Genomic DNA, 20440 nt, shown 5'->3' with positions numbered 1-20440 from the left:
TGGCTTATTACGTTCAAACTTAGCCTTAGCCATGTTTATAATCCTCGTTTACGTCGAACACAATTCTGAGCAAACACCCAGCATCGACATGTCGCCTAAAAAATCAAACACCCAATACTTGAAAAGCAGACTAATAAGCCTGCTTTTTAAATCTTTGTAGAAAATCTACTAAACTGTATATCTGGAGCTCTTATCGAGATTTGAACTCGAGACCTCTCCCTTACCAAGGGAGTGCTCTACCACTGAGCTATAAGAGCGATTGTCCTTCGATGGAGCGGGAGACGAGGATCGAACTCGCGACATGCAGCTTGGAAGGCTGCCGCTCTACCAACTGAGCTACTCCCGCACTGTGTTGGTATATATACCACTTCAATCGAAGTTAATGGTGGTGAGAGAAGGATTCGAACCTTCGAAACTTTCGTAGCGGAGTTACAGTCCGCCCCCTTTGACCGCTCGGGAATCTCACCATATCACACTTATTTCAGTGTTGTTCTTTACTTCACAACTACACACCTTTAAAATGGTGCCGGCACACGGATTCGAACTGTGGACCTACTGATTACAAGTCAGTTGCTCTACCAACTGAGCTATGCCGGCTTTTCTTAGTGTTTCGTACGTTTTGTATCGGAACGGTGTGCAGTTTAGCAAAACTTCCAAACGATGCAAGCGATTTTTTAAAAAAAATCGCTAAAAACTCATAAAATCAATCCGTTTGATGATAATTCAACCGCTTTGATCACTGCGCGAGCTTTTATTTGGGTTTCATTCCATTCAGATTCAGGATTTGAGTCAGCTACCAAGCCTGCTCCAGCCTGTACATAGACTTTTTTATCACGAATAACGCATGTACGGATTGCGATCGACATATCCATTTCACCATGCCATCCCAAATACCCCACTGCTCCACCAAAGACACCTCGTTTCACCGGTTCTACTTCATCAATGATTTCCATTGCACGAATTTTTGGGGCACCAGATAAGGTACCAGCAGGGAAAGTCGCTTTAAACACATCTAAAGCATCTATATCGTCACGAACTTCGCCTTGTACGTTTGAAACAATGTGCATGACATGTGAATAGCGCTCAATCACCATTTGATCAGTTACTTGAACCTTACCTATTTTAGAAACTCGTCCAACATCGTTTCGACCAAGATCAATTAGCATTAAGTGCTCAGCAATTTCTTTTTCATCTGAAAGTAAGTCTTTTTCTAAAGCAATATCTTCCTCTTTAGTTTTTCCGCGCGGCCTCGTACCTGCAAGTGGACGAACTGTCGCAATACCATTTTCTAAACGAGAAAGAATTTCTGGTGAAGAACCAACAATATGAAATGGTTTTTTATCAGTAATCGTTTGCCCTTGTACCAAGAATAAATAAGGCGAAGGATTTAAATGACGTAATGCACGGTAAACCTGTAAAGCCTCACCATCAAAATCAGAAACCATGCGCTGCCCTGGAACAACCTGCATTACATCACCAGCACGGATATATTCTTTAACTTTTTCTACTGTTTCTAAGAACTTTGCTTTACCCGTAATTGATTCAAAATGAGGAGGAGTATGTGGTTTGGCTTGCAAGCTAACAGGAATAGCGAGTAACTGTTCTAATTGATCTAATTTTTGCTGGGCATCTTGATAAGCATTTGCCTGTGTTGCATCAGCATGAACAATTAAAAATAGAGTATCTTTAAGGTTATCAAAAACAATAACTGTTTTTGACAACATTAACCACAAATCAGGTAACGTGATTGGGTCAGCTGCAGGTACATTCTTTAAGCGTGGTTCAATATAACGGACAGCATCATAACCCAAATATCCCACTAATCCGCCTGTAAAGCTTGGTAAGTCCGGCAAGAGCTCTGCCGATGGCACTTTAAATTGTTTTTGGAAGTTACGAATATATTCAAAAGGATCTTGGCAATCTTGTTGTGTGATTGAGCCATCAGCATGCTGTACAGACAAAACCCCAGCATTGCATGAAAAAACGGTTGATTCGCCTAATCCAATCATAGAGTAGCGCGCCCAGTTTTCCCCACCCTCAACCGACTCAAATAAATAAGCTTGTGTTTGGTCTTTAAAACGAGCAAAAACCGATAATGGGGTTTCTGTATCTGCTAGACGCTGACGATAAACAGGAATAGTGTTATAACCAGCAGCCTTAAGTTGCTCGAATTGCGCTAATGTTGTCATGAATCTTCTCTAATATGGTTTCGATTTAAAAGTGTTTTTTCTAGATTCGGTTTAGACACGCCATCGAAAAACCATACGCTTATTCATTCTTATCTCCATTTTCTTCATTAAACAATTAACTCAGCAAGACTATCAACAACTTGCTGAGGTTGGCAATCATAGATGCTTTCTCCATGATTATAGCCATAGCTAACCACAATACAATCAAGTCCAGCACGGCGCGCAGCTTCTACATCATTGCTTGAATCACCAATCATTAACGATTGTGAAGCAGACGTATTTAGACTTTGCATGCAATGCAGCAATGGTAATGGATGTGGTTTTCTTTCAGGCAAACTATCTCCCCCAAGTACAACTTGGAAATAAGAGGAAAGCTCTAATGCATCTAATAGTCCTTGAGCAAGTTTGACAGGCTTATTAGTAACACAAGCCATTTTTATATTTAGAGTTTGGCAATGTTTTAAAAACTCAGGTACACCAGAGTAAATTTGAGTATTTACACAAAGTTCTGCACCATATGTCTCTACAAATGTGTGTAATAAAACCTTATGTTGTTCAGCGTCTAATTTACCAAATAGATGAAGTAAAACATTTTCACAGAGTTTTGAGGCACCTTTACCTACCCATTCTCGTATTTGTACTTCTGTCACCAATGGCCAACCGAGTGATTGTAGACTTAAATTCATAGACCGATATAAATCGGCAGCGGAGTCAACAAGTGTTCCATCCAGATCAAATAAAATTAAATCGCGCTTACTTAGTTGTGCAACAGACATTTTCTTCTACTCAAAATTAAAAAGGCATGCGTTTGGCATGCCTTGATTGTAAAAGCAGCAACGGATTATTTAAAGAATAACCATGCCAATACAGCTAAAATTACTAAAATAATAATAGTGATTAAACCAACTGAAGCATTCTTCTGTTGCTCTTTTTCTTCGGCAACACGAGAAACAGGCTCATCAAAAGTCACAGGTGATGGTTGTTTTACATTGACATCTACACCTTCTGGAATAGGCGCAGGTTTTGGAATAGAAATATTCTGTGGCATACCATCGTGGCGAACTTCTACCTCTGCAGCACGCTCTGCAAGGCTTGGCATGCCTTGATCGCTTAAATCCTGTGTTGGTGCAGCTTGCACTGGTTCTGCTTCAACTTCAGGTAAATCAGTAATTTTTTGAGCAGGTGCTAAAACTGAGAATTTGAAACTCGCAAATTGAACAATATCACCATCATGTAGCTGCTTTTCTTGCTCAATACGAATATCGTTTAGAAATGTACCATTCGATGAATTAAGGTCTTGAACCCATAGCAATTGATCTTTTAAAAGCAATGCAGCATGGCGACGTGAAATTTCAGCAGCTTGTAACAACAAATCAGCGTCCTGATGGCGCCCTACCAACATATCACGATCAACTGTAATTTCTTGTCCAGTAATTTCACCAGTAATTGCTTGTAGTTTCCAAGTCATGCATATGTCCTATTCATTTTTTATCAATCATAACATGCTACTACTGCGCTGTGTTTGGTCGCAGTGTGGTAGTTGTTACTGTATTTTTAGTACGATTCACTTCTGGTTCAGGCAACTGCAAAGTTTGCTTTTGAACCGTTGGTTCGACTGCTACTGGGGTTATTACTGTCGTACTTTTACCACCCGAAGGAACTTGCTGATAATTTTTTGACTGAGGAGCAATACTTGGGGCAGTCATCTTTTGATTATAGACGTCATCAACCTGTTCAGGCAGTTTTGCAAAATTACCATTTTTATCCATAGCTAATTGCAAGCTATAAAGCTGGTTATAGCGCTGCTGAGATAAACGACGAACATCATTTGCATCACCCACAATTGTTGGATGAATAAAGACAAGAAGGTTACGTTTTACATTACTTCTATTGTCCGAACGGAACAATCGCCCAACATAAGGAATACTACTCAAGCCGGGTATGCCTTGTCTTGAAAGTGAAGTGTCATCCGACACCAAGCCACCAAGCACGACTGTCTGTCCGTGTTCAGCCAAAACAGCAGTTTTAATCGCACGTTTACTTGTCACCAAATCAGCTGCTTGCCCACGATTATCTTGAACAGCAGAGACTTCTTGTTCTACTTCTAGACGAACCGTACCACCTTCACCAATATGCGGAATGACTTTTAATGTCACACCGACATCCTTTCGTTCTACAGTTGTATATGGGTTGATACCGGTACTATTGGTAGTCACTGAGCCTGTTACAAATGGAACGTTCTGGCCGACAACAATATAAGCCTCTTCATTATCCATCGTTACAATGGATGGCGTTGAAAGCAAGTTTGATTTGGTATTGGTTTTAAGGGCCTGAATTAATGCACCATATGCCTTACGGGAATTCTCAAAATTACCCAAAGCTAAAGTTGCACCATTACCTTTATTAGCACCACTAGCAATAGCGGATGCAGCTCCAGCCGAACCACCCGACAAATAACCAGCAGCAATAGAAGATAAGCTGGCACCTACATTACTAAAGCTGAGTAAGCCAATCCCACTAGATAAATCACCGAGTGCCCATTGAATTCCAAGTTGATCTGCATCATCACCCGAAACTTCAATAATTGCAGCCTCAATCAGTACTTGTTGACGGCGAACATCTAGCTGTTGAATCGCAGATTCAATTTCACGCATTAATTGCGGATCAGCCTTAACGACCAAAGAGTTTTGAGCATTATCAGCAATAATGCTTACGCCATTTTGGCTAAAGCTGGAAATATTGTTCCGATTACTATTGTTTGAATTACCATTTAGATTGATTGATGGAGTCGAAATCGAACTTCCATTTGAACCTGATGTATTTGAACTCGAGTTCTGGTTATTCCCAATCAAATTATTCATCGAATTTGATGAGTTTGATGAATTGTTATTGTTACCAGACGACGATACTGCCTGACCAGTGACCAAACCTTGTAAAATTTCTGACAGGCTTTTAGCACTTGCGTATTTCAAACGGAAAACTTTTAAACCACCTAAACGGTCAGCAGAAGGTACATCCAGCATTTCAATCATGTGGCGAATGCGCTTACGCGTTCCCGGATCACCTTTTACCAAAATACGATTCGTTCGATTATCAGCAATAATACGAATACGAGCACCATTAAAATCTTTTGATGCTCCAGTTGCACTCATCGCTTCAAGTTGAGTAATAATTTCTTCGGCTTGACTCGACTGAAGGTTAATCGCCTCAATATCATTTTGCCCAGTTCCGTCTAAGTTACGGATAATATTTTCAAGCTGATAAATGTTCGCAGCTCGATCAGAGACAATAAGAGCATTGGTGCCTGCAATCGCAGCCATATGCGCAAACTGCGGCATTAAAGGGCGAAGTGCTGGAATTAAGTCATTTGGATTGGTATTTTCAAGCCAAATCACTCGTGTAACAATTTGATCACCACGAACCTTATTTCGAGAATCATAAGGAATTCCCGAGTTTTTAACGTTGCTATCTGGCACAAGTTTAATTGTATTACCAGATGGAATCGCAACTACCCCATTTACATTTAAGACCCCAAGAAATAAATCATAAACCTCATCTTTATTTAAAGGTTTATTCGAAATAACAGTGACATTCCCACGCACTCTCGGATCAACAGCAAAGTTCTTACCAGTAATGTCTGCAACTTCATTAATAAAGGCAGTTAAGTCAGCATCACGTAAATTGATCTTCCATGTTTGGGCATAGGCACTGCTACTTACTGTCGCAATCAATGGGGCTGCTGCAAGTAATGCCCAAAGTGGACGTTGATGATTCAATAAAGCCATAACTCGCGATATTTCCTAACTCTTATGGTGACGTGTTATCACTAAAAACTTTGTTGTATGGTCATCACTTGATCACCACGTTTTATTTCTATTTTTACTTGTCCTGCTCGCCGAGCCTGTTCAAGTAATTGCACATCCGTTTGCCCTTGTCCAACCGTTTGACCATTTAAAGAGACAATTCGATCGCCAGGCCTTAAACCTAGCTTATTTCTAAGCGCGGTTGGTGTACGTTCTGTAACTTCATATCCTTCACCAGAGCCTCCACTAACCCCCATATCTTTGAGGTACTGATCTCGATTTCCTTGCATCTGCTGAATCGCTTGCCCCAAAGCTTCTTGGGTCGTATTCACAGGTGCCGTAGGCTGAGATGGCGTGACAGCTTGCGGTGATGCATTAGGCGTCATAGGCTGATATAAACCATTGGGCAAACCTTTGAACTGAAGTTCGCGAGTACTACCATTTCCTTGACGCAATACCACATGATCCCAATAAACCTCTGACAGTTGATAAGAGGTAGAACCTATGGTTTCACCAACTCGATAACGTTCAGCAGTATTATCAACCTTAATAACAGCAGAAGAAAACTGGTTTGGATACCCAACCATTACGCCTTGTAATTCTAGATTCACATTTTCTTGAGCCGCATTGGCAGAAGGTTCATTAAAAATTGAAAAAGTACTAATGTTTGGTATTTGAGGTTGTTGAGAACCGAGCTCTACCCGATCAAACTGCATCATTTGAGGGGGTGCTATTACCAACCAAAAAAATGAAGCCAGCTTCCAACATAACCACAAAATTAAAATAATAAGGACAACTACACTGAGTCGATCTAACTTTTGCCACTGTAACTGCTGTAATTTATCAATCCATGTTTTCATCAGTTACCACCTTGTAATAATGGTTGACGAGAACTAATGACAAAAGTATCTAAACCAGCTTTTCCGTCATAAGATGGAACATTAAGCAATAAACGCTGTGTAAGTTGAACATCAAGCATCATATTGGCATCCAGTAAAAGATTCGCCATTTTTTGATTGCGTTGATCTCGAATATCAATTTGTAGCTGCCCATTATGGTCAGTCAACTGTCCACTTAAAGAAGGCATATTCATACGATCTTGACGATCACCAATCGTATAAACGAGTGCTCCACCACCCCAATGCAATTGACCATCAACCGCAGCAAAACCTTGCTCTTTTTTATAATTAAATTGGATATCTTTAAGTTGAATACTATTTACAGGCCATTGCCAATTCACAATCTGCTTCAGTGTTTCTGGCGCAACTTGCCCAGTCATATTCCTTACAATGACTTTTTTGCCAAAACCATACGCCATAATCCCCGTTAACTGTGTATTACCACTATGAATATCAACATCTGCAGCGAAGCGTAATAAAAATAAATCTAGAGGTCTTGTTTTCCAATGAATGGTGCCACGCAGAGCACCACGATGCCAGTCCGCTTGCCCCTGCCAGATATTCCCACTCACATTATGGACAGTTTGATTATTCTTTGAAAATTTAGAGATAAGCCAAGTCGCTGGAATCTGTAAAATAATAAAAATTAAAAATGCAATGAGGGCAAAAAACCACCACTTCCATTGCTTAGACTTTTTCTTCATTCAGCCTTACCAACATGCAAATTATCGTCCTTATATGAGAGTTCCTCTCTAGTCTGACATTATGCATACTTTTTCAACATCGCCAATTGACTTCATATAAAAAAACCAAGCAATCAAGCTTGGCATCTTCTTAAAGACTATAAGTTGAACGTATGACAGAATCATGAAAATTTAAGATGATCCTTCTAAATGTAAATTTAGTCTCAACAATACATTTAATTAGGAATTTAAACACTTTATTGATGACTTGATATTTAAAATAAGAATTTTTATTTTTTTAAATAAAAAAGCCAAGCAAAATCGCTTGGCTTTTTAAGAAGCAAAAACAATTAGATTAAGAAATCTTCAAGTTTTGCACCTTTTTCAATTTCAGCAACTAACCAACGTGGTTGTTTACCGCGACCAGTCCAAGTCTCTTCAGAATTGTTTTTGTTACGGTAACGTGGTTCTACAGATTTACGTGTAGTTTTCTTACGTTTTTGAGCACCAAACTCAAGAAGTTGTTCAACACTGAAACCTACATTTTCAGCAATCTCGATAATTTGATTATAAGCATCTTCGATTGCTTGATCTTTTTTGCTTGCAATTAAAGCTTCTGCTTCTTCTTGTAAGCGTTTTAACTCTTCAACAGATAATTCACTAATATCCGGTTTCATTAATAAATACTCCAGTCTTACTGACAATTCAAATAATACAGACAAAATTTAAAACATTAAATCATAACCAATAGTATTTATAATCTATTAAATAAGCAATAGTTCAAAAGACAAGTTCATCAGAATAATGCTATAAATTTACTTTTTAATTACATTAATAATTATAATTGCAATATATTTTCTTAATATTTATTTAAGCTAAATGTATTAAGTCATGTCCTACTGATTTTTCTAACTCAATTATTTTACTTTTTACTTCATTTGGTATTTCACATTTTAACCCTGTCGTTTTATCTAGACAGACCATTATGGCTTCACCCGTCGCAACGATTTGCTGCTGTGCTTCACTCCATAATATATAAGCCATACGGAATGCGCTATTGCGTATTTCTTCTACACGAACCCCTACTTTCAATACATCAGGATAAAAAACGGGTTTTAAATATCTGCACTGACTTGAAGCAACAACAGTATATATATTGGGGATCAATATATTTACATTTTCCATATATAAAATACGTGAGCTTTCAATATATCTATAATATTGTACATTATTGACATGACCAAAAGCATCCATATCTCCCCATGCAACTTTCTGGTCGTATATTACAGGGTAGACAGACAGTTCTTTCATTTTTACCTCAGATTTTAAATTTTAAAAAATTTGCATCATTTTCAAAGATTAGGTTTAACTGTTTGATTAACTCATCATCTTCTTTTAAGGTGGACTTAATACGTAAATAGTTCATTAAAATATTATTAGGGTATAAACTTAATAATATTTCAGCTTCAGCTTGACGATTCGTTGCCATGTAAACATGCCATTTTGCAAATGTTAAAACTGGCAAATTCATATATTGAGTTTCAAGTTGATTTATCTTTTCTTCAACGTCGGCATAGTCAGGAACCTGCTTAAGCAGTTGCTGCTGAAACCACAAATAAAATACTTCTGGATCAAATTGCTCTTTGAGCAGATGCAAAGTTAATGTTTCATGCTGAATACTCATTTCTGGCATACGCGCCAAAAGTTTTAGCCACAGCAATTTACTACTATAGGGTCTGGTTTGAATCTCAGACTCTAAATCTAGATAACGCTGTTGCAATGCATGCAAGTCATCAATTGAAGCTTGATCAAATTGTTGGAGAAGCTGCTGCAACCATAAATCACGATGCTCAGCGTCCAATAATCCATATTTCATTGAACGTAAATATAACCATGGTTGCTGTAAGGCAAGCTGCCCCCATAACGCAGTTAATCGCTGTTGATAGGCTGTCTCGATTTCTTCAAGCCATGGCGATAATTGATGCTGATATAAGAACTCAAGATGTGTTAATGCACGTTCGGCTTCATTTTGAGCTAAAAATATTTCAATCCGCTGTAACTCTGCCAATTCAAAAGCCATCGGTGGCGATTGATCTAAAGCATCTAGAGCCTTAGGGTAATCTTCATTTAATACTAAGAACTTGGCATCAATAATATTTTTTAAAAGCCCCGACTGGGTAAAAACCCGTTCGATAAAGACACGTTGATCTTCGGCAGCTTCTAATAGCCAGACAATACCCAATTGCTCATAGGGATGAAGGTTTTTAAACTGAAAAATATTCTCTCTTTTACGTTGTTCACGAGAAGAATAACGTTTAATCCAAAGCCATATTAACTGAGCAATAAAACTCATTAGGACAAAAGTAAGGACTAATCCCCACACGTTTGTTTGCAATTGCAGCTGTCGCCAGTAGATATAAACATATCCCATGCCGTAGCCATAGCTAAGTAAAGCTAAAGCTGCAAAAAGTACTAAACTAATAAGAAGATAAACCCATAGGAGATGTTTCATATGCCCTCCTTATGAGCCTAGTAGGCCAAGAGTCGATAATTTAGGTACAGGTACGATAGATAAGTGAGATACTTTAGCAATACGATTTTTCAATTGCTGACTGGTCGCATCTGGCATTTCATTTAATTTCTGCATTACTGATTGCAGCTCATTTTGATATTCAGCCATTTTTCCTTGGTTTAATGCCTGCTCGGCAATTAATAACCTTAGTTGCACTTCTTTCAGCACCACACTTCGATTCATTAAATTAATAGATGGTGTTTCTACTTTTTCAATACGGAACCATTTCTTCCACCAAGACACTGACTCAGATTGATCCATCTCAAGTTTAGGTCGAGCCAATGCTTGCTGAATATTTTTATCGATAGTTTGCAGTAGATCGTCAATCATTTGATGACGCTGATTTTGAGCAATTACGTATTGTTGTATTGCTTGTTTATCTTGTTCAAGCGCCTGATTTAGGCTGTGTTTTAATGCTGGAGCAATTTCATATTGAGGCAATGCTTGTTGTAACTGAGTTAAATGATCTACTGCATAAATAAACTGTTGTTGATCAATCGCAAACTGAATTAAGTCTAATTTTTGTTTAATTAATACCGTTGGCTCAATGCCTGCATGAATGATTTCGCTATTTGTCGATGGTGCCGACTGAACATCACTACCCGGCTGGGTTTGAACTTGTCTCTTTAGTGCAACCAACTGATCATTCAGATTGGCATATTGCTGTTCCGATTGCATTAAGCTTTGCTGAAGCTCAGGAACCGTACGAGAAATTTGCCACATATCGTAGCTAAGCTTAGCCAACCAAGCGATGCCCAGCAAAATGATAATAGAAACAAGTTTTCTCATACGAATCCTTATAATGCCTGAATGTGATGAATCATCCCCGAAGGCGATAAATTTTCAAGTTGAATAATGTGAAAATGAGCCTGTTGCTGATCGCGATATTTTTTTACAAGTTGAAAAAGACGTGGTCCTAAAACCAAATATACACAATCAGGTTGTACATTATTATTTAAACAAAGCTCCAACCAATATTTCCAGCTTGCCTCACTGGTAATTAAGACAAGCCATTTTTCTAAATTATAATTTGAATTCTGTGTCAGATGCTTAAATGTTGAATATGAGACTTCTGGGCACTGCCGATGATATAAGACAAAATTTAAAATCTGGATACCTTGCTGCTGCAAAGTGTCCATCATAAATTGGCGGCCGCCTTCCCCTCTCCAAAAAGCCACACTATCCTTCTGTTGCATATTATAGAGAATAGGTAGTCTGAGCATGCCTTCAGAAGTTTCAACATCTGGAACATGTGCTTCAATTCCATATTCATGGAGACGATTCGCCGTGGCCTGCCCAACCGCAATCCACTGAATATGTTTTAAGTTATCTAGCTTTAAACCACTTTGCGTTAAGTACTGCATACCCACATCAACCGCAGTGGGACTTACAGCCACTATAGCTTGCGCCTCGACTAACTGCTGATAGAGTTGAAAGAGTGAATCTGAAAAAGGCTGAGCAACCAGCTCTAAAAGAGGTAAAGACTCGACCTGATACCCCTTATTTTGCAAAGCTTCTGTTAATTCAGCTGCACGTGAGTCAGGTCGAGTATTAATAAACAGCATAGTTTTAGTAAAGAGCCTTTAATAAATCGCCAGCACCTTGTTCAAGTAAGTTTCGAGCAAGGTTCTCACCTAACTGCTGAGCATTGTGAGCTTCATCTGTCATTTCAGCACGTAATAATGTTTGCCCATCAGGACTTCCGACGCGACCTTCAATATGAATTTTGCCATCTTGTAAGGTTGCATAACCTGCAATCGGTACCTGACAACCACCTTCAAGATAGGCATTAAACGCACGCTCAGCACGTACGCAAACATCAGTCACTATGTGTAAAAGAGGTTGTATTAAAGCTAATACTTCTTGATCATCCGCACGGCATTCCAAACCAAGCGCACCCTGTCCAACAGCAGGCAGACTTACATTTGGCTCGATAGTATGACGAATGCGATTTTCTAATCCTAAACGTTTTAAACCAGCGCTTGCCAAAATAATCGCATCGTATTGACCATCATCTAATTTACCTAGACGAGTACCGACATTTCCGCGTAAATCAATAATTTGTAGGTCTGGGCGTTGTTTTAAAATTTGTGATTTACGACGTAAGCTTGATGTACCAACTCTCGCTCCTTGTGGTAAGTCAGCAAATTTTTCAAACTGATTTGAAACAAAAGCATCTAATGGATCTTCACGTTCGCAAATGACTGCCAAGGTTAAACCTTCTGGCAATGCCATTGGCACATCTTTCATTGAATGTACAGCAAGGTCCGCGCGACCATCTAAAAGAGCAGCTTCTAATTCTTTAACGAACAGCCCTTTGCCACCAATTTTTGCTAAAGGCGTATCTAAAATTTTATCGCCCTGCGTGACAAACTTGACCAACTCTACCGTTAAATCTGGGTGAAGCTCCTGCAAACGGGCACGAATATGTTCTGCCTGCCAAAGAGCAAGTGGGCTTTGTCGTGTAGCAATTTTCAAGGTTTTCATAAATTCAAGCATGGGCTGGTCAAACAATACATCCTAAACTTAACTTGATCCCTTAAAATTGCAAGTAAAATCTCACCAGCAAAAATAAGACAGGCGCAAGTTAAAGCTGATGTATCCGCTCTCTGAGCGTAGACAAATGACGACGGCTAACAGAAAGTCTTTCATCAAGGCCTCGTAAACGAACCTGATACTGACCTGAACTTACAAGCTCTAAACCATCTAAATAAGCAATTGAGACCAAGGCATTTCGATGAATACGAATAAATTGATCTGCAAATTCAGTTTCAAGCTCTTTCAGTGTTTCATCAATTAATACACTGCCATTTTTATGACGTATCGTGACATATTTTTGATCTGCCAAAAAATAATAGATATTTTCAACAGGAATCAGTTCAACCCCACGGTAGGTTTTGGCAGCAATTTGATGTCTTTGTGTTTTTAAATCCTGTAAAAGTTCAGGGTTTGGCAAGGCATTGAGCTGTGCTTGGGTAAGTTGCGTTAGCTGCTTTAAAGCTTGTTCAAGTTCTGCAGGATCGATCGGTTTAAGAAGATAAGCTTGTGCTTGTGACTTAAACGCCTCTAAAGCATGCTGATCATAAGCTGTACAAAAGACAATAGCAGGTCGAGGGTTAAGCTGGCTTAATTGTTCCGCACAGACGAGACCATTCATACCCGGCATTTGGATATCAAGTAAAATCACATCTGGTTGATGAAGCCGTGCCTGTTCCAAGGCATCTTGGCCATGATGAGCTGTTGCAACAACCTCATGTCCCATCTTTGAAACTAAACGTGACAATCGCTCCACTGCTAATGGCTCGTCATCACAAATTAGCACCTTCATTCATCCTCCTTGTCACCGTTAACTTGGTCCATTTTTTTATGGTTAACTCTGACTGGCTTATTATTTTGATTGGTATTGATAGCTCATAATAGTGGTATATAAAGTTTCACCCTTATATACCTGGAACCTAACTGAGTTCCCATAATACGCTTTCAAGCGTTGTTTAACGTTTTCAAGAGCGATTCCATGCCCTTTCCGTGATTTTATTGTATCGTCTGTATAAGGGTTGGTAATGACTATACTGACCTGATTTTGCAATATTTCAACCAATACCCCTATGGTTGCCTTACCCATCATTGGTTCCACCCCATGAAAAATACTATTCTCTAACAAAGGTTGTAATGTCAATAAAGGAATCGTGACCTGCTTTAATTGCAAAGGTTCAAGCTCCACTTTCCAATCGACTTGTAAACGCTCACCTAAACGTATTTGTTCAATCATTAAGTATTGTTTACTGAGTTCAATTTCTTCATACAAGCTTACCAATTTTAATTCTTGGAAACTCGCTCTAAATAAACGCGACAGACTAATCAGCATACTTTCAGCTTTATCTGGGTCTATCGTAATTAAACTCACCACATTATTTAAACTATTAAATAAAAAGTGAGGATGAATACGCGCTTGCATGGCCTGAATACGCGCATTTAATTCTGCATATTGTTGATGTAACCACTGTTCTCTGACATATAAATAGCGCAAACAAAATGCGCCGAGTAGTATTCCATAGCTTAAATATAAAGGGACATTGGTAAAATAAATGCTCCAGTCATGCGCTATATCACTCGTTCTTTTCAAGATTCCGAATTGAAAAAAATTACTTATGAGGGTGGTCACTACCACAATCGCTTGCAGCATAACAAAGCCAATTGCCAAAGCATATTTTTGCTGTAGTTGACTAAAAAAATTTTGAAAATATTCAACTAAGGCAAAAAAAGACAAAATCACCCAGTTAATAAAAATCATATATTGTAAAAGGCGCGACCCGCTTAAGGCATGCCACGATTGCGCTTCAGCCAAAGCCAAAACCAATGCCAAAACATTACTTGCGATAATTAATTCGAATAAATGTTGCCAACGATCAATTTTCGTAAAAAAATAGGAGGAATTTTGATTTCGATATGCTGTAGAAAACAACTTTGTTTGTTGAGCTTCGGCAAGTGATATACTCTTTTTTATTTTACTGAGCCACCATGACCACATCTTCAAATCCCCCTAATTCAGCAGCCCCAGACCAAACCTCAGGTATGTGGGGTGGTCGTTTTTCTGAAGCGACAGACGCTTTTGTAGCAGAATTTACTGCCTCTGTTCAGTTTGACCAACGTTTTTATAAGCAAGACATCGCAGGTTCAATTGCGCATGCTACCATGCTTGCAAAAGTTGGCGTACTCACAGAAGCAGAACGAGACGACATTATTGAAGGTTTAAGCACCATTCGTGCAGAAATTGAAGCTGGAAACTTTGAATGGCGTATCGATCTTGAAGATGTTCACATGAACATTGAATCACGTTTGACTCAGCGTATTGGCATTACAGGTAAAAAACTCCATACTGGTCGTAGCCGTAATGACCAAGTTGCAACTGATATTCGTCTTTATCTACGTGACGAAATTGATGACATTTTAGGTTTATTAGAGCGTTTACAAAAAGGCTTGTTAGGCTTGGCTGCTAAAAATGTAAATACCATTATGCCGGGCTTCACTCATTTACAAACTGCTCAGCCAGTAACTTTCGGCCATCACTTATTGGCATGGTTTGAGATGTTAGTTCGCGATACAGAACGTCTTCAAGACTGCCGTAAGCGTGTTAACCGTATGCCTCTTGGTTCCGCTGCTCTTGCAGGTACTACTTACCCGATCGATCGTGCTTATACAGCAGAACTTTTAGGTTTTGAAGCTGTATCTGAAAACTCTCTTGATGCTGTTTCTGACCGTGACTTTGCCATTGAATTTAATGCAGCAGCTGCGCTTATCATGATGCATTTATCACGTATGTCAGAAGAACTGATTCTTTGGACTTCTGCACAGTTCAAATTTGTGAATATTCCTGACCGCTTCTGTACTGGCTCATCAATCATGCCGCAGAAGAAAAATCCGGACGTTCCAGAACTGATTCGTGGTAAATCTGGCCGTGTATTTGGTGACTTAATTAGCTTACTTACGCTCATGAAAGGTCAACCTTTAGCGTACAACAAAGACAACCAAGAAGATAAAGAACCTTTGTTCGATGCTATCGATACGGTTCGTGGTTCACTTATGGCATTTGCAGACATGATTCCTGCATTGGTTCCGAATATTGAAATCATGCGTGAAGCTGCACTTCGTGGATTCTCAACTGCAACTGACCTTGCTGACTACTTAGTGAAAAAAGGCGTTGCGTTCCGTGATGCGCATGAAATTGTAGGTAAAGCTGTTGCATTAGGTGTAGCTGAAGAAAAAGATTTATCTGAGTTAACACTTGAGCAATTACAACAATTCTCTGACTTAATCACAGCAGACGTATTCGATAAAGCTTTAACACTAGAAGCTTCTGTAAATGCACGTGATCATATTGGCGGAACTTCACCAAAACAGGTTGAAGCTGCAATTGCACGTGCCCATACACGTTTAGAACAGTTATACGCTTAAGGATAAATCATGAGTCGCCAAGTATTTTGTCGTAAATATCAAAAGGAAATGGAAGGTCTAGACTTCGCTCCTTTTCCTGGTGCTAAAGGCCAAGATTTCTTTGAAAATGTTTCTAAGCAAGCATGGCAAGAATGGTTACAGCACCAAACTACGCTGATTAATGAAAAGCGTTTAAATGTGTTTGAACCAGATGCAAAAAAATTCCTTGAAGAACAACGTGAGAAGTTCTTCAATAATGATGAAAGTGTTGAAAAAGCAGAAGGTTGGAAACCTGAATAATTAGCTTGCTCTAACCTTATCGTCATTAAGAAGGCGGATCTATATACATAGATCCGCCTTTTTTTACGTGAAACTTACACAAACATATAAAGCCTTACATAGAGCGCACAGGACTCTACATGACATAAATTCAATGAAACCTTATTATGAATCCATAGCAAGTGAGACACGATCCCTGTCGTGTTTTTTCTTAATGCACTTGATTTTCTGTCCTGAACTTCCCCCCAAAGTTCGGGACATTTTTTTATCTATTATTTTTAGTTATAAAAAAGCCTTGTTTGAAACAAGGCTTTTATTTTCTCAATTAAAGCATTATTTTTCGTGGACTTTTGCTTCAATTTCTTCAATTTTGGTATGACGAGCATCAAAACCTTTCGCCATATAAATCACTTGTTCAGCAATGTTACGCGCATGGTCGCCAATACGCTCTAAAGAACGCAAAACCCACATCACGTTAATTACGCGAGCAATATGACGCGGATCTTCAATCATATAAGTCATTAAAGTACGCGTTGCTGATTGATATTCACGGTCAATGTCAGCGTCTGCTAAAAGTACACGTAAAGCCTGATCGGCATCTAAACGTGCAAAAGCGTCTAGGGCATCGTGAATCATGACACGTACTTGGTTACCAATATGACGGGTTTCCATGTAACCACGAGGTGATCCACCCTCTTCACATAGGTTCTGTGCAATACGGGCAATTTTTGCAGCTTCATCCCCAATACGCTCAAGGTCAGTATTGGCTTTGCTCATGGCAATAACCATACGCAAGTCAATCGCTGCTGGATGACGACGCGCCAAGATGAGTGTCAAACCCTCATCAATATCACGCTCATATTGATTGACTGCATTATCTTTAAATTGAACATCAATTGCTAAATTCGCATCTGTATCAAGCAAAGAATGAATTGCATTGGCAACCTGTTGTTCGACCAAGCCACCCATGGTCATAAACTTTGTGTTCACATCTTGCAAATCTTCATTAAATTGAGAAGAAATATGATGGCTTAACACCGGATTACTTGGACTCAAGGAAGCCTCCAACATGATGGCGCAGGGATAAAATGATTGAGCATTAAAACACATCAATCATTAAATTTTTATGACAAAATTAAAATTCAGATAAAAGCATTTTTTATTACTGATACGTTAACCAGCTGTTTAATTCGACCAGATCTTTTTCACCTAACTGGCCTACAGCAGCTTTTAAACGCAGTACATTTAATAAATAGTCATATTGAGCATTAAGATAATCCTGTTTTGCAGAAAAAGCATTACGCTGCGCCAATAAAACATCAACCATACTTTTTAAGCCTTCGTTATAACTGGCTTTTGAAGCTTGCGACACAAGTGCCGAAGAATCCATTGCTGCTTTTCTTGCTTCAAGTTTTGCACGGTCGGTATCTACCTGCATAAAAGCACTTTTTACATCAACATTGGCACGGCGAATGGCCGCATCGAGTTGGGCTTGTGCTTTATTTAACTCTACACTGGCTTTTTTAATAGAGGTTCGAGTCTGTCCTCCATTAAATAAACTCCAGTTCATCTCCACACCAATTTGGTCAAACTTCCCGTCAGTTGAAATGAGTGTTTCTGGTGTTTGTTTGGTATAGCCATAGCTGGCAACTGCGTCTATCTGTGGATAAAGTGCAGCTTTTTCCACACGGCGTTGATCTTCAGCATATTGTCGTTGTAAACGTGCTTGCTGAATTTTTAAATTTTGTTGCTGGGCTAAATTCAACCAATCATCAAGCTGGGCTGGATAAGGTTTTTGAAAAGTAAAATCACTTCGTAAAACTGCAAGCTTATCTTGATAGGGGCCAATATATTCCGATAGTTGCTCTTGAGCTAATAGAATCTGTACATTGGTCGCAATACGATTGGCTCTGGCACTTTGATATTGAGCATTTGCCTCACTCACATCACTACGCGCTACCAAACCTTCTTTAAGCTTGGCATTCATCATGTTGAGCTGTTCAAGTAAAGCCTTTTCTTCTTGTAAATATGCAGCAGTAAGTGCTTGCTGACGAAGTACATTAAAATAAGCTTCTGCGACATTTAAAACATGATCTTGTTTTTGCAGTCTTAAAGTGATTTCACTAAGAGCAACTGAGGTTTTAACTTGTTTATAACCTTCCCATGCATCCATACGAAAAAGAGGCTGACGAGCAGACAAAGTTGCTTGTTTAGTGGTCGATGTATTACTCACTAACGCATCTGACAGCCCTTCTTGATCAATACCCGGAAAATTCGAACGTTTTACTGTTTGGCTATTACGATTAATTTTTCCAGACAAGGTAACTGTCGGTAATAAAGCACCCGTTGCTAAGCCTAAATTGAGCTGATCTGCTTCAAATTGTTGTTGATTCGCTTGCCATGTCGGATCATTTTGTTTCGCGCGCTCATAAGTTTCAACTAAATCTAAAGCAAAACTTGACGAGGTAAAACTCCATAAACCCGCCACAAGCATTAATTTTATTTTCATTGTTTAAATCAACGATAAAACTTGGCTTTAAGACTAAGAAAAATTTGAATCAAACTCAAGCCATTAAAAGTTTTAGTTTTTTTAAGTGTTCCGAGTTTTTGATAATATTAAAATACAAATAAAAATCAAAAACATGCCGATCCAACCCAACCATGAAACATGCTCACCCACTAACACAATCGCAAAAATCGCAGCAACTAAAGGTTCAAATAAAGTTAAGGTAGTCGCTTTGCTGGCATTTACTGTTTTTAGTCCAAAACCGAAAAGTAAATAACCCAAAAACATAGGAATTAACATCATATAGCCAGCCACAAGTAAATTGGTTGAGCTTTGTAATAATCCTTCACCTGTAACCAACAAAGTAGGAAGCAAAATAACTGCCCCGCCGCCCATAATCATGCCCATTGCAGCTTTAGAGGCAACACCTCGATCTATTAATTTTTTTGCAGTCCATGAATAAAGCGAATAAGTTGTAGCTGCGACAAGTCCAAGAAAAATACCGAAGTATTTATTCCATTGATTTGTACTATCTAGAACCGCATGACTTTCACCCATCGACAACATCGTTACGCCAAGCACACCGCAGACAAAACTTAGAAACCAGATGGTAGACAAAGCTTTGCGATCAAAAAACCGCTCTAAAATTGCTGCAATCAGTGGAGCCGAGCCAATTGAAACCACAGTACCAATCGTAATGCCGGCATAATGCATTGAGGAATAAAAAGCTAACGGGTAAATACCCACCGCCACTATACCCAAAAGCAGTATTAAAAGATTCTCCCTTATAAATTGTCGGTTTTCACGGATCGCTCGGGATGCAACTAAAGCTTGTAACAGACCTCCACCGCCCATCGCTGCGGCACCAATAGCAAGTGGGCCAAGTGTCGGTGCAAATGCCGCCGCAGTACCTGTTGTTCCCCACAAAATAGAGGCAACTAAAATCGCAATTGTGCCTCCATAGTTACTATTTTTAATGAGGCTAATCATTTGAACATTCTCTATTTAAAATGTCTTCTGCCATTTGCTTTGCTAATAGCAGTTGACGACTGTTGCCTTCCAACCCTGCTCGTGCCATAGAGCCTTCTAAAAGAAATGAAAGCTGTGTAGCCACATAGTTAACACGCTGTGAGTCTGGTATTAATTTTTTTAAATGCTCGGCAACAATAGCCTCAACTTCTTCTTTATGTTGTCTTACCGAACTTCGACCTGAACTATTCGCGGGAAACTCTGCGGCAGCATTTAAAAGCCCACATCCTCGAAAGCCTTTTTCATAGGCAAATTCCGCATGGTCTTGATAGGCATCAAATACGGCCAAAATAGCGTCTGTAGCTGTTTTTGTTGTTGCTAAACGGTTTTGATACAGGTCTAACCACTCTTGATGCCGCGCAGCAATATAGGCATCGACCAACTCACCTTTTGAAGAAAAATTATTATAAAGCGACATCTTGGCTACATCTGCTTTAGTCGTAACTGAGTTAATACCAGTTGCAGTAATGCCGTCGTTATAAAACAAAGTTGAAGCGGCATCGAGAATTTTCTGTCTTGCTGTTTTATCATTCATAGTTTTAATTTAAG

General features: G+C 39.1%; 20 protein-coding genes and 4 tRNA genes. 2 read left to right on the top strand and 22 right to left on the bottom strand.

All coding sequences use genetic code 11. The features are described from left to right. Window positions 1-182: 182 nt before the first annotated feature. The 18 genes from AC056_RS17285 to AC056_RS17200 all read right to left on the bottom strand — a co-directional run bounded on the left by AC056_RS17285 (window position 183) and on the right by AC056_RS17200 (window position 14674). Window positions 183-257, bottom strand: a tRNA-Thr gene (locus tag AC056_RS17285). A 13-nt stretch (window positions 258-270) separates the two neighbouring features. Next, window positions 271-346: transfer RNA gene (locus AC056_RS17280), tRNA-Gly, on the bottom strand. A gap of 37 nt (window positions 347-383) precedes the next feature. Beyond that, window positions 384-467: transfer RNA gene (locus AC056_RS17275), tRNA-Tyr, on the bottom strand. Between the two features lie 54 nt (window positions 468-521). Next, window positions 522-597 (bottom strand) — tRNA-Thr (locus AC056_RS17270). Window positions 598-695: 98 nt separating this feature from the next. Then, the gene (gene trpE, locus AC056_RS17265; RefSeq protein WP_039254174.1) at window positions 696-2189 is read right to left on the bottom strand and encodes an anthranilate synthase component I; all 1494 of its coding nucleotides are present in this window, start codon (window positions 2187-2189) and stop codon (window positions 696-698) included. A gap of 107 nt (window positions 2190-2296) precedes the next feature. Further along, window positions 2297-2965 (bottom strand): phosphoglycolate phosphatase, encoded by a 669-nt coding sequence (locus AC056_RS17260; RefSeq protein WP_077164324.1) that lies wholly within the window; start codon window positions 2963-2965, stop codon window positions 2297-2299. Between the two features lie 65 nt (window positions 2966-3030). Next, window positions 3031-3657 (bottom strand): FHA domain-containing protein, encoded by a 627-nt coding sequence (locus AC056_RS17255; RefSeq protein ID WP_077164323.1) that lies wholly within the window; start codon window positions 3655-3657, stop codon window positions 3031-3033. Window positions 3658-3697: 40 nt separating this feature from the next. Further along, window positions 3698-5974, bottom strand: coding sequence for a type II secretion system secretin GspD (gene gspD / locus AC056_RS17250; RefSeq protein ID WP_077164322.1), 2277 nt, complete (start codon window positions 5972-5974; stop codon window positions 3698-3700). Window positions 5975-6015: 41 nt separating this feature from the next. Continuing rightward, on the bottom strand, window positions 6016-6852 hold the full coding sequence (locus tag AC056_RS17245; protein ID WP_049065293.1) for a type II secretion system protein N: 837 nt from the start codon (window positions 6850-6852) through the stop codon (window positions 6016-6018). Beyond that, window positions 6852-7595 carry a type II secretion system protein N gene (gene gspN, locus AC056_RS17240; protein ID WP_039254185.1) on the bottom strand — a complete coding sequence of 248 codons (744 nt, stop codon included), beginning with the start codon at window positions 7593-7595 and terminating at the stop codon, window positions 6852-6854. The genes AC056_RS17245 and gspN overlap by 1 nt, the downstream gene beginning before the upstream one ends. 329 nt (window positions 7596-7924) lie before the next feature. After that, window positions 7925-8251, bottom strand: coding sequence for an H-NS family nucleoid-associated regulatory protein (locus tag AC056_RS17235; protein ID WP_002053185.1), 327 nt, complete (start codon window positions 8249-8251; stop codon window positions 7925-7927). A gap of 193 nt (window positions 8252-8444) precedes the next feature. After that, the gene (locus AC056_RS17230; protein WP_004699193.1) at window positions 8445-8885 is read right to left on the bottom strand and encodes an acyl-CoA thioesterase; all 441 of its coding nucleotides are present in this window, start codon (window positions 8883-8885) and stop codon (window positions 8445-8447) included. 7 nt (window positions 8886-8892) lie between these two features. Then, a complete protein-coding gene (locus AC056_RS17225) occupies window positions 8893-10086 on the bottom strand; it encodes a heme biosynthesis protein HemY (protein WP_213033511.1) in 1194 nt (397 codons plus the stop codon). A 9-nt stretch (window positions 10087-10095) separates the two neighbouring features. Next, entirely contained in the window at window positions 10096-10935 is an 840-nt protein-coding gene (locus AC056_RS17220; RefSeq protein WP_004699197.1) for a hypothetical protein, read from the bottom strand. Window positions 10936-10943: 8 nt separating this feature from the next. Beyond that, complete coding sequence (locus tag AC056_RS17215) at window positions 10944-11711, bottom strand: uroporphyrinogen-III synthase (protein ID WP_077164321.1); 768 nt, start codon at window positions 11709-11711, stop codon at window positions 10944-10946. A 4-nt stretch (window positions 11712-11715) separates the two neighbouring features. Further along, a complete protein-coding gene (hemC, locus tag AC056_RS17210; protein ID WP_213033512.1) occupies window positions 11716-12633 on the bottom strand; it encodes a hydroxymethylbilane synthase in 918 nt (305 codons plus the stop codon). A gap of 100 nt (window positions 12634-12733) precedes the next feature. Beyond that, window positions 12734-13474 carry a LytR/AlgR family response regulator transcription factor gene (locus tag AC056_RS17205; RefSeq protein ID WP_019457021.1) on the bottom strand — a complete coding sequence of 247 codons (741 nt, stop codon included), beginning with the start codon at window positions 13472-13474 and terminating at the stop codon, window positions 12734-12736. 60 nt (window positions 13475-13534) lie between these two features. Beyond that, window positions 13535-14674, bottom strand: coding sequence for a sensor histidine kinase (locus tag AC056_RS17200; RefSeq protein ID WP_100290217.1), 1140 nt, complete (start codon window positions 14672-14674; stop codon window positions 13535-13537). Here AC056_RS17200 and argH point away from each other — a divergent pair. Both argH and AC056_RS17190 read left to right on the top strand, forming a co-directional pair. After that, window positions 14665-16098 (top strand): argininosuccinate lyase, encoded by a 1434-nt coding sequence (argH, locus tag AC056_RS17195; protein WP_077164319.1) that lies wholly within the window; start codon window positions 14665-14667, stop codon window positions 16096-16098. The two genes, AC056_RS17200 and argH, sit on opposite strands and share 10 nt — an antisense overlap. 9 nt (window positions 16099-16107) lie before the next feature. Further along, on the top strand, window positions 16108-16377 hold the full coding sequence (locus AC056_RS17190; RefSeq protein ID WP_004699209.1) for an oxidative damage protection protein: 270 nt from the start codon (window positions 16108-16110) through the stop codon (window positions 16375-16377). Window positions 16378-16689: 312 nt separating this feature from the next. Here AC056_RS17190 and phoU read toward each other — a convergent pair whose 3' ends face one another. The 4 genes from phoU to AC056_RS17165 form a co-directional block, all read right to left on the bottom strand. Next, window positions 16690-17412 (bottom strand): phosphate signaling complex protein PhoU, encoded by a 723-nt coding sequence (phoU, locus tag AC056_RS17185; protein WP_000075183.1) that lies wholly within the window; start codon window positions 17410-17412, stop codon window positions 16690-16692. 106 nt (window positions 17413-17518) lie between these two features. After that, window positions 17519-18850 (bottom strand): TolC family outer membrane protein, encoded by a 1332-nt coding sequence (locus AC056_RS17180; RefSeq protein WP_077164328.1) that lies wholly within the window; start codon window positions 18848-18850, stop codon window positions 17519-17521. Window positions 18851-18946: 96 nt separating this feature from the next. Then, on the bottom strand, window positions 18947-19852 hold the full coding sequence (locus tag AC056_RS17170; protein ID WP_077164317.1) for a DMT family transporter: 906 nt from the start codon (window positions 19850-19852) through the stop codon (window positions 18947-18949). Continuing rightward, entirely contained in the window at window positions 19845-20426 is a 582-nt protein-coding gene (locus tag AC056_RS17165) for a TetR/AcrR family transcriptional regulator (RefSeq protein ID WP_039254208.1), read from the bottom strand. Before AC056_RS17165 ends, AC056_RS17170 begins: the two co-directional genes overlap by 8 nt. Between the last annotated feature and the right edge of the window lie 14 nt (window positions 20427-20440).

It is taken from the genome of Acinetobacter genomosp. 33YU (assembly GCF_001990725.1).
Classification (GTDB): domain Bacteria; phylum Pseudomonadota; class Gammaproteobacteria; order Pseudomonadales; family Moraxellaceae; genus Acinetobacter; species Acinetobacter seifertii.
Note: the sequence above shows the minus strand (reverse complement) of the source record. Positions and strands in the feature narration are given on the sequence as shown.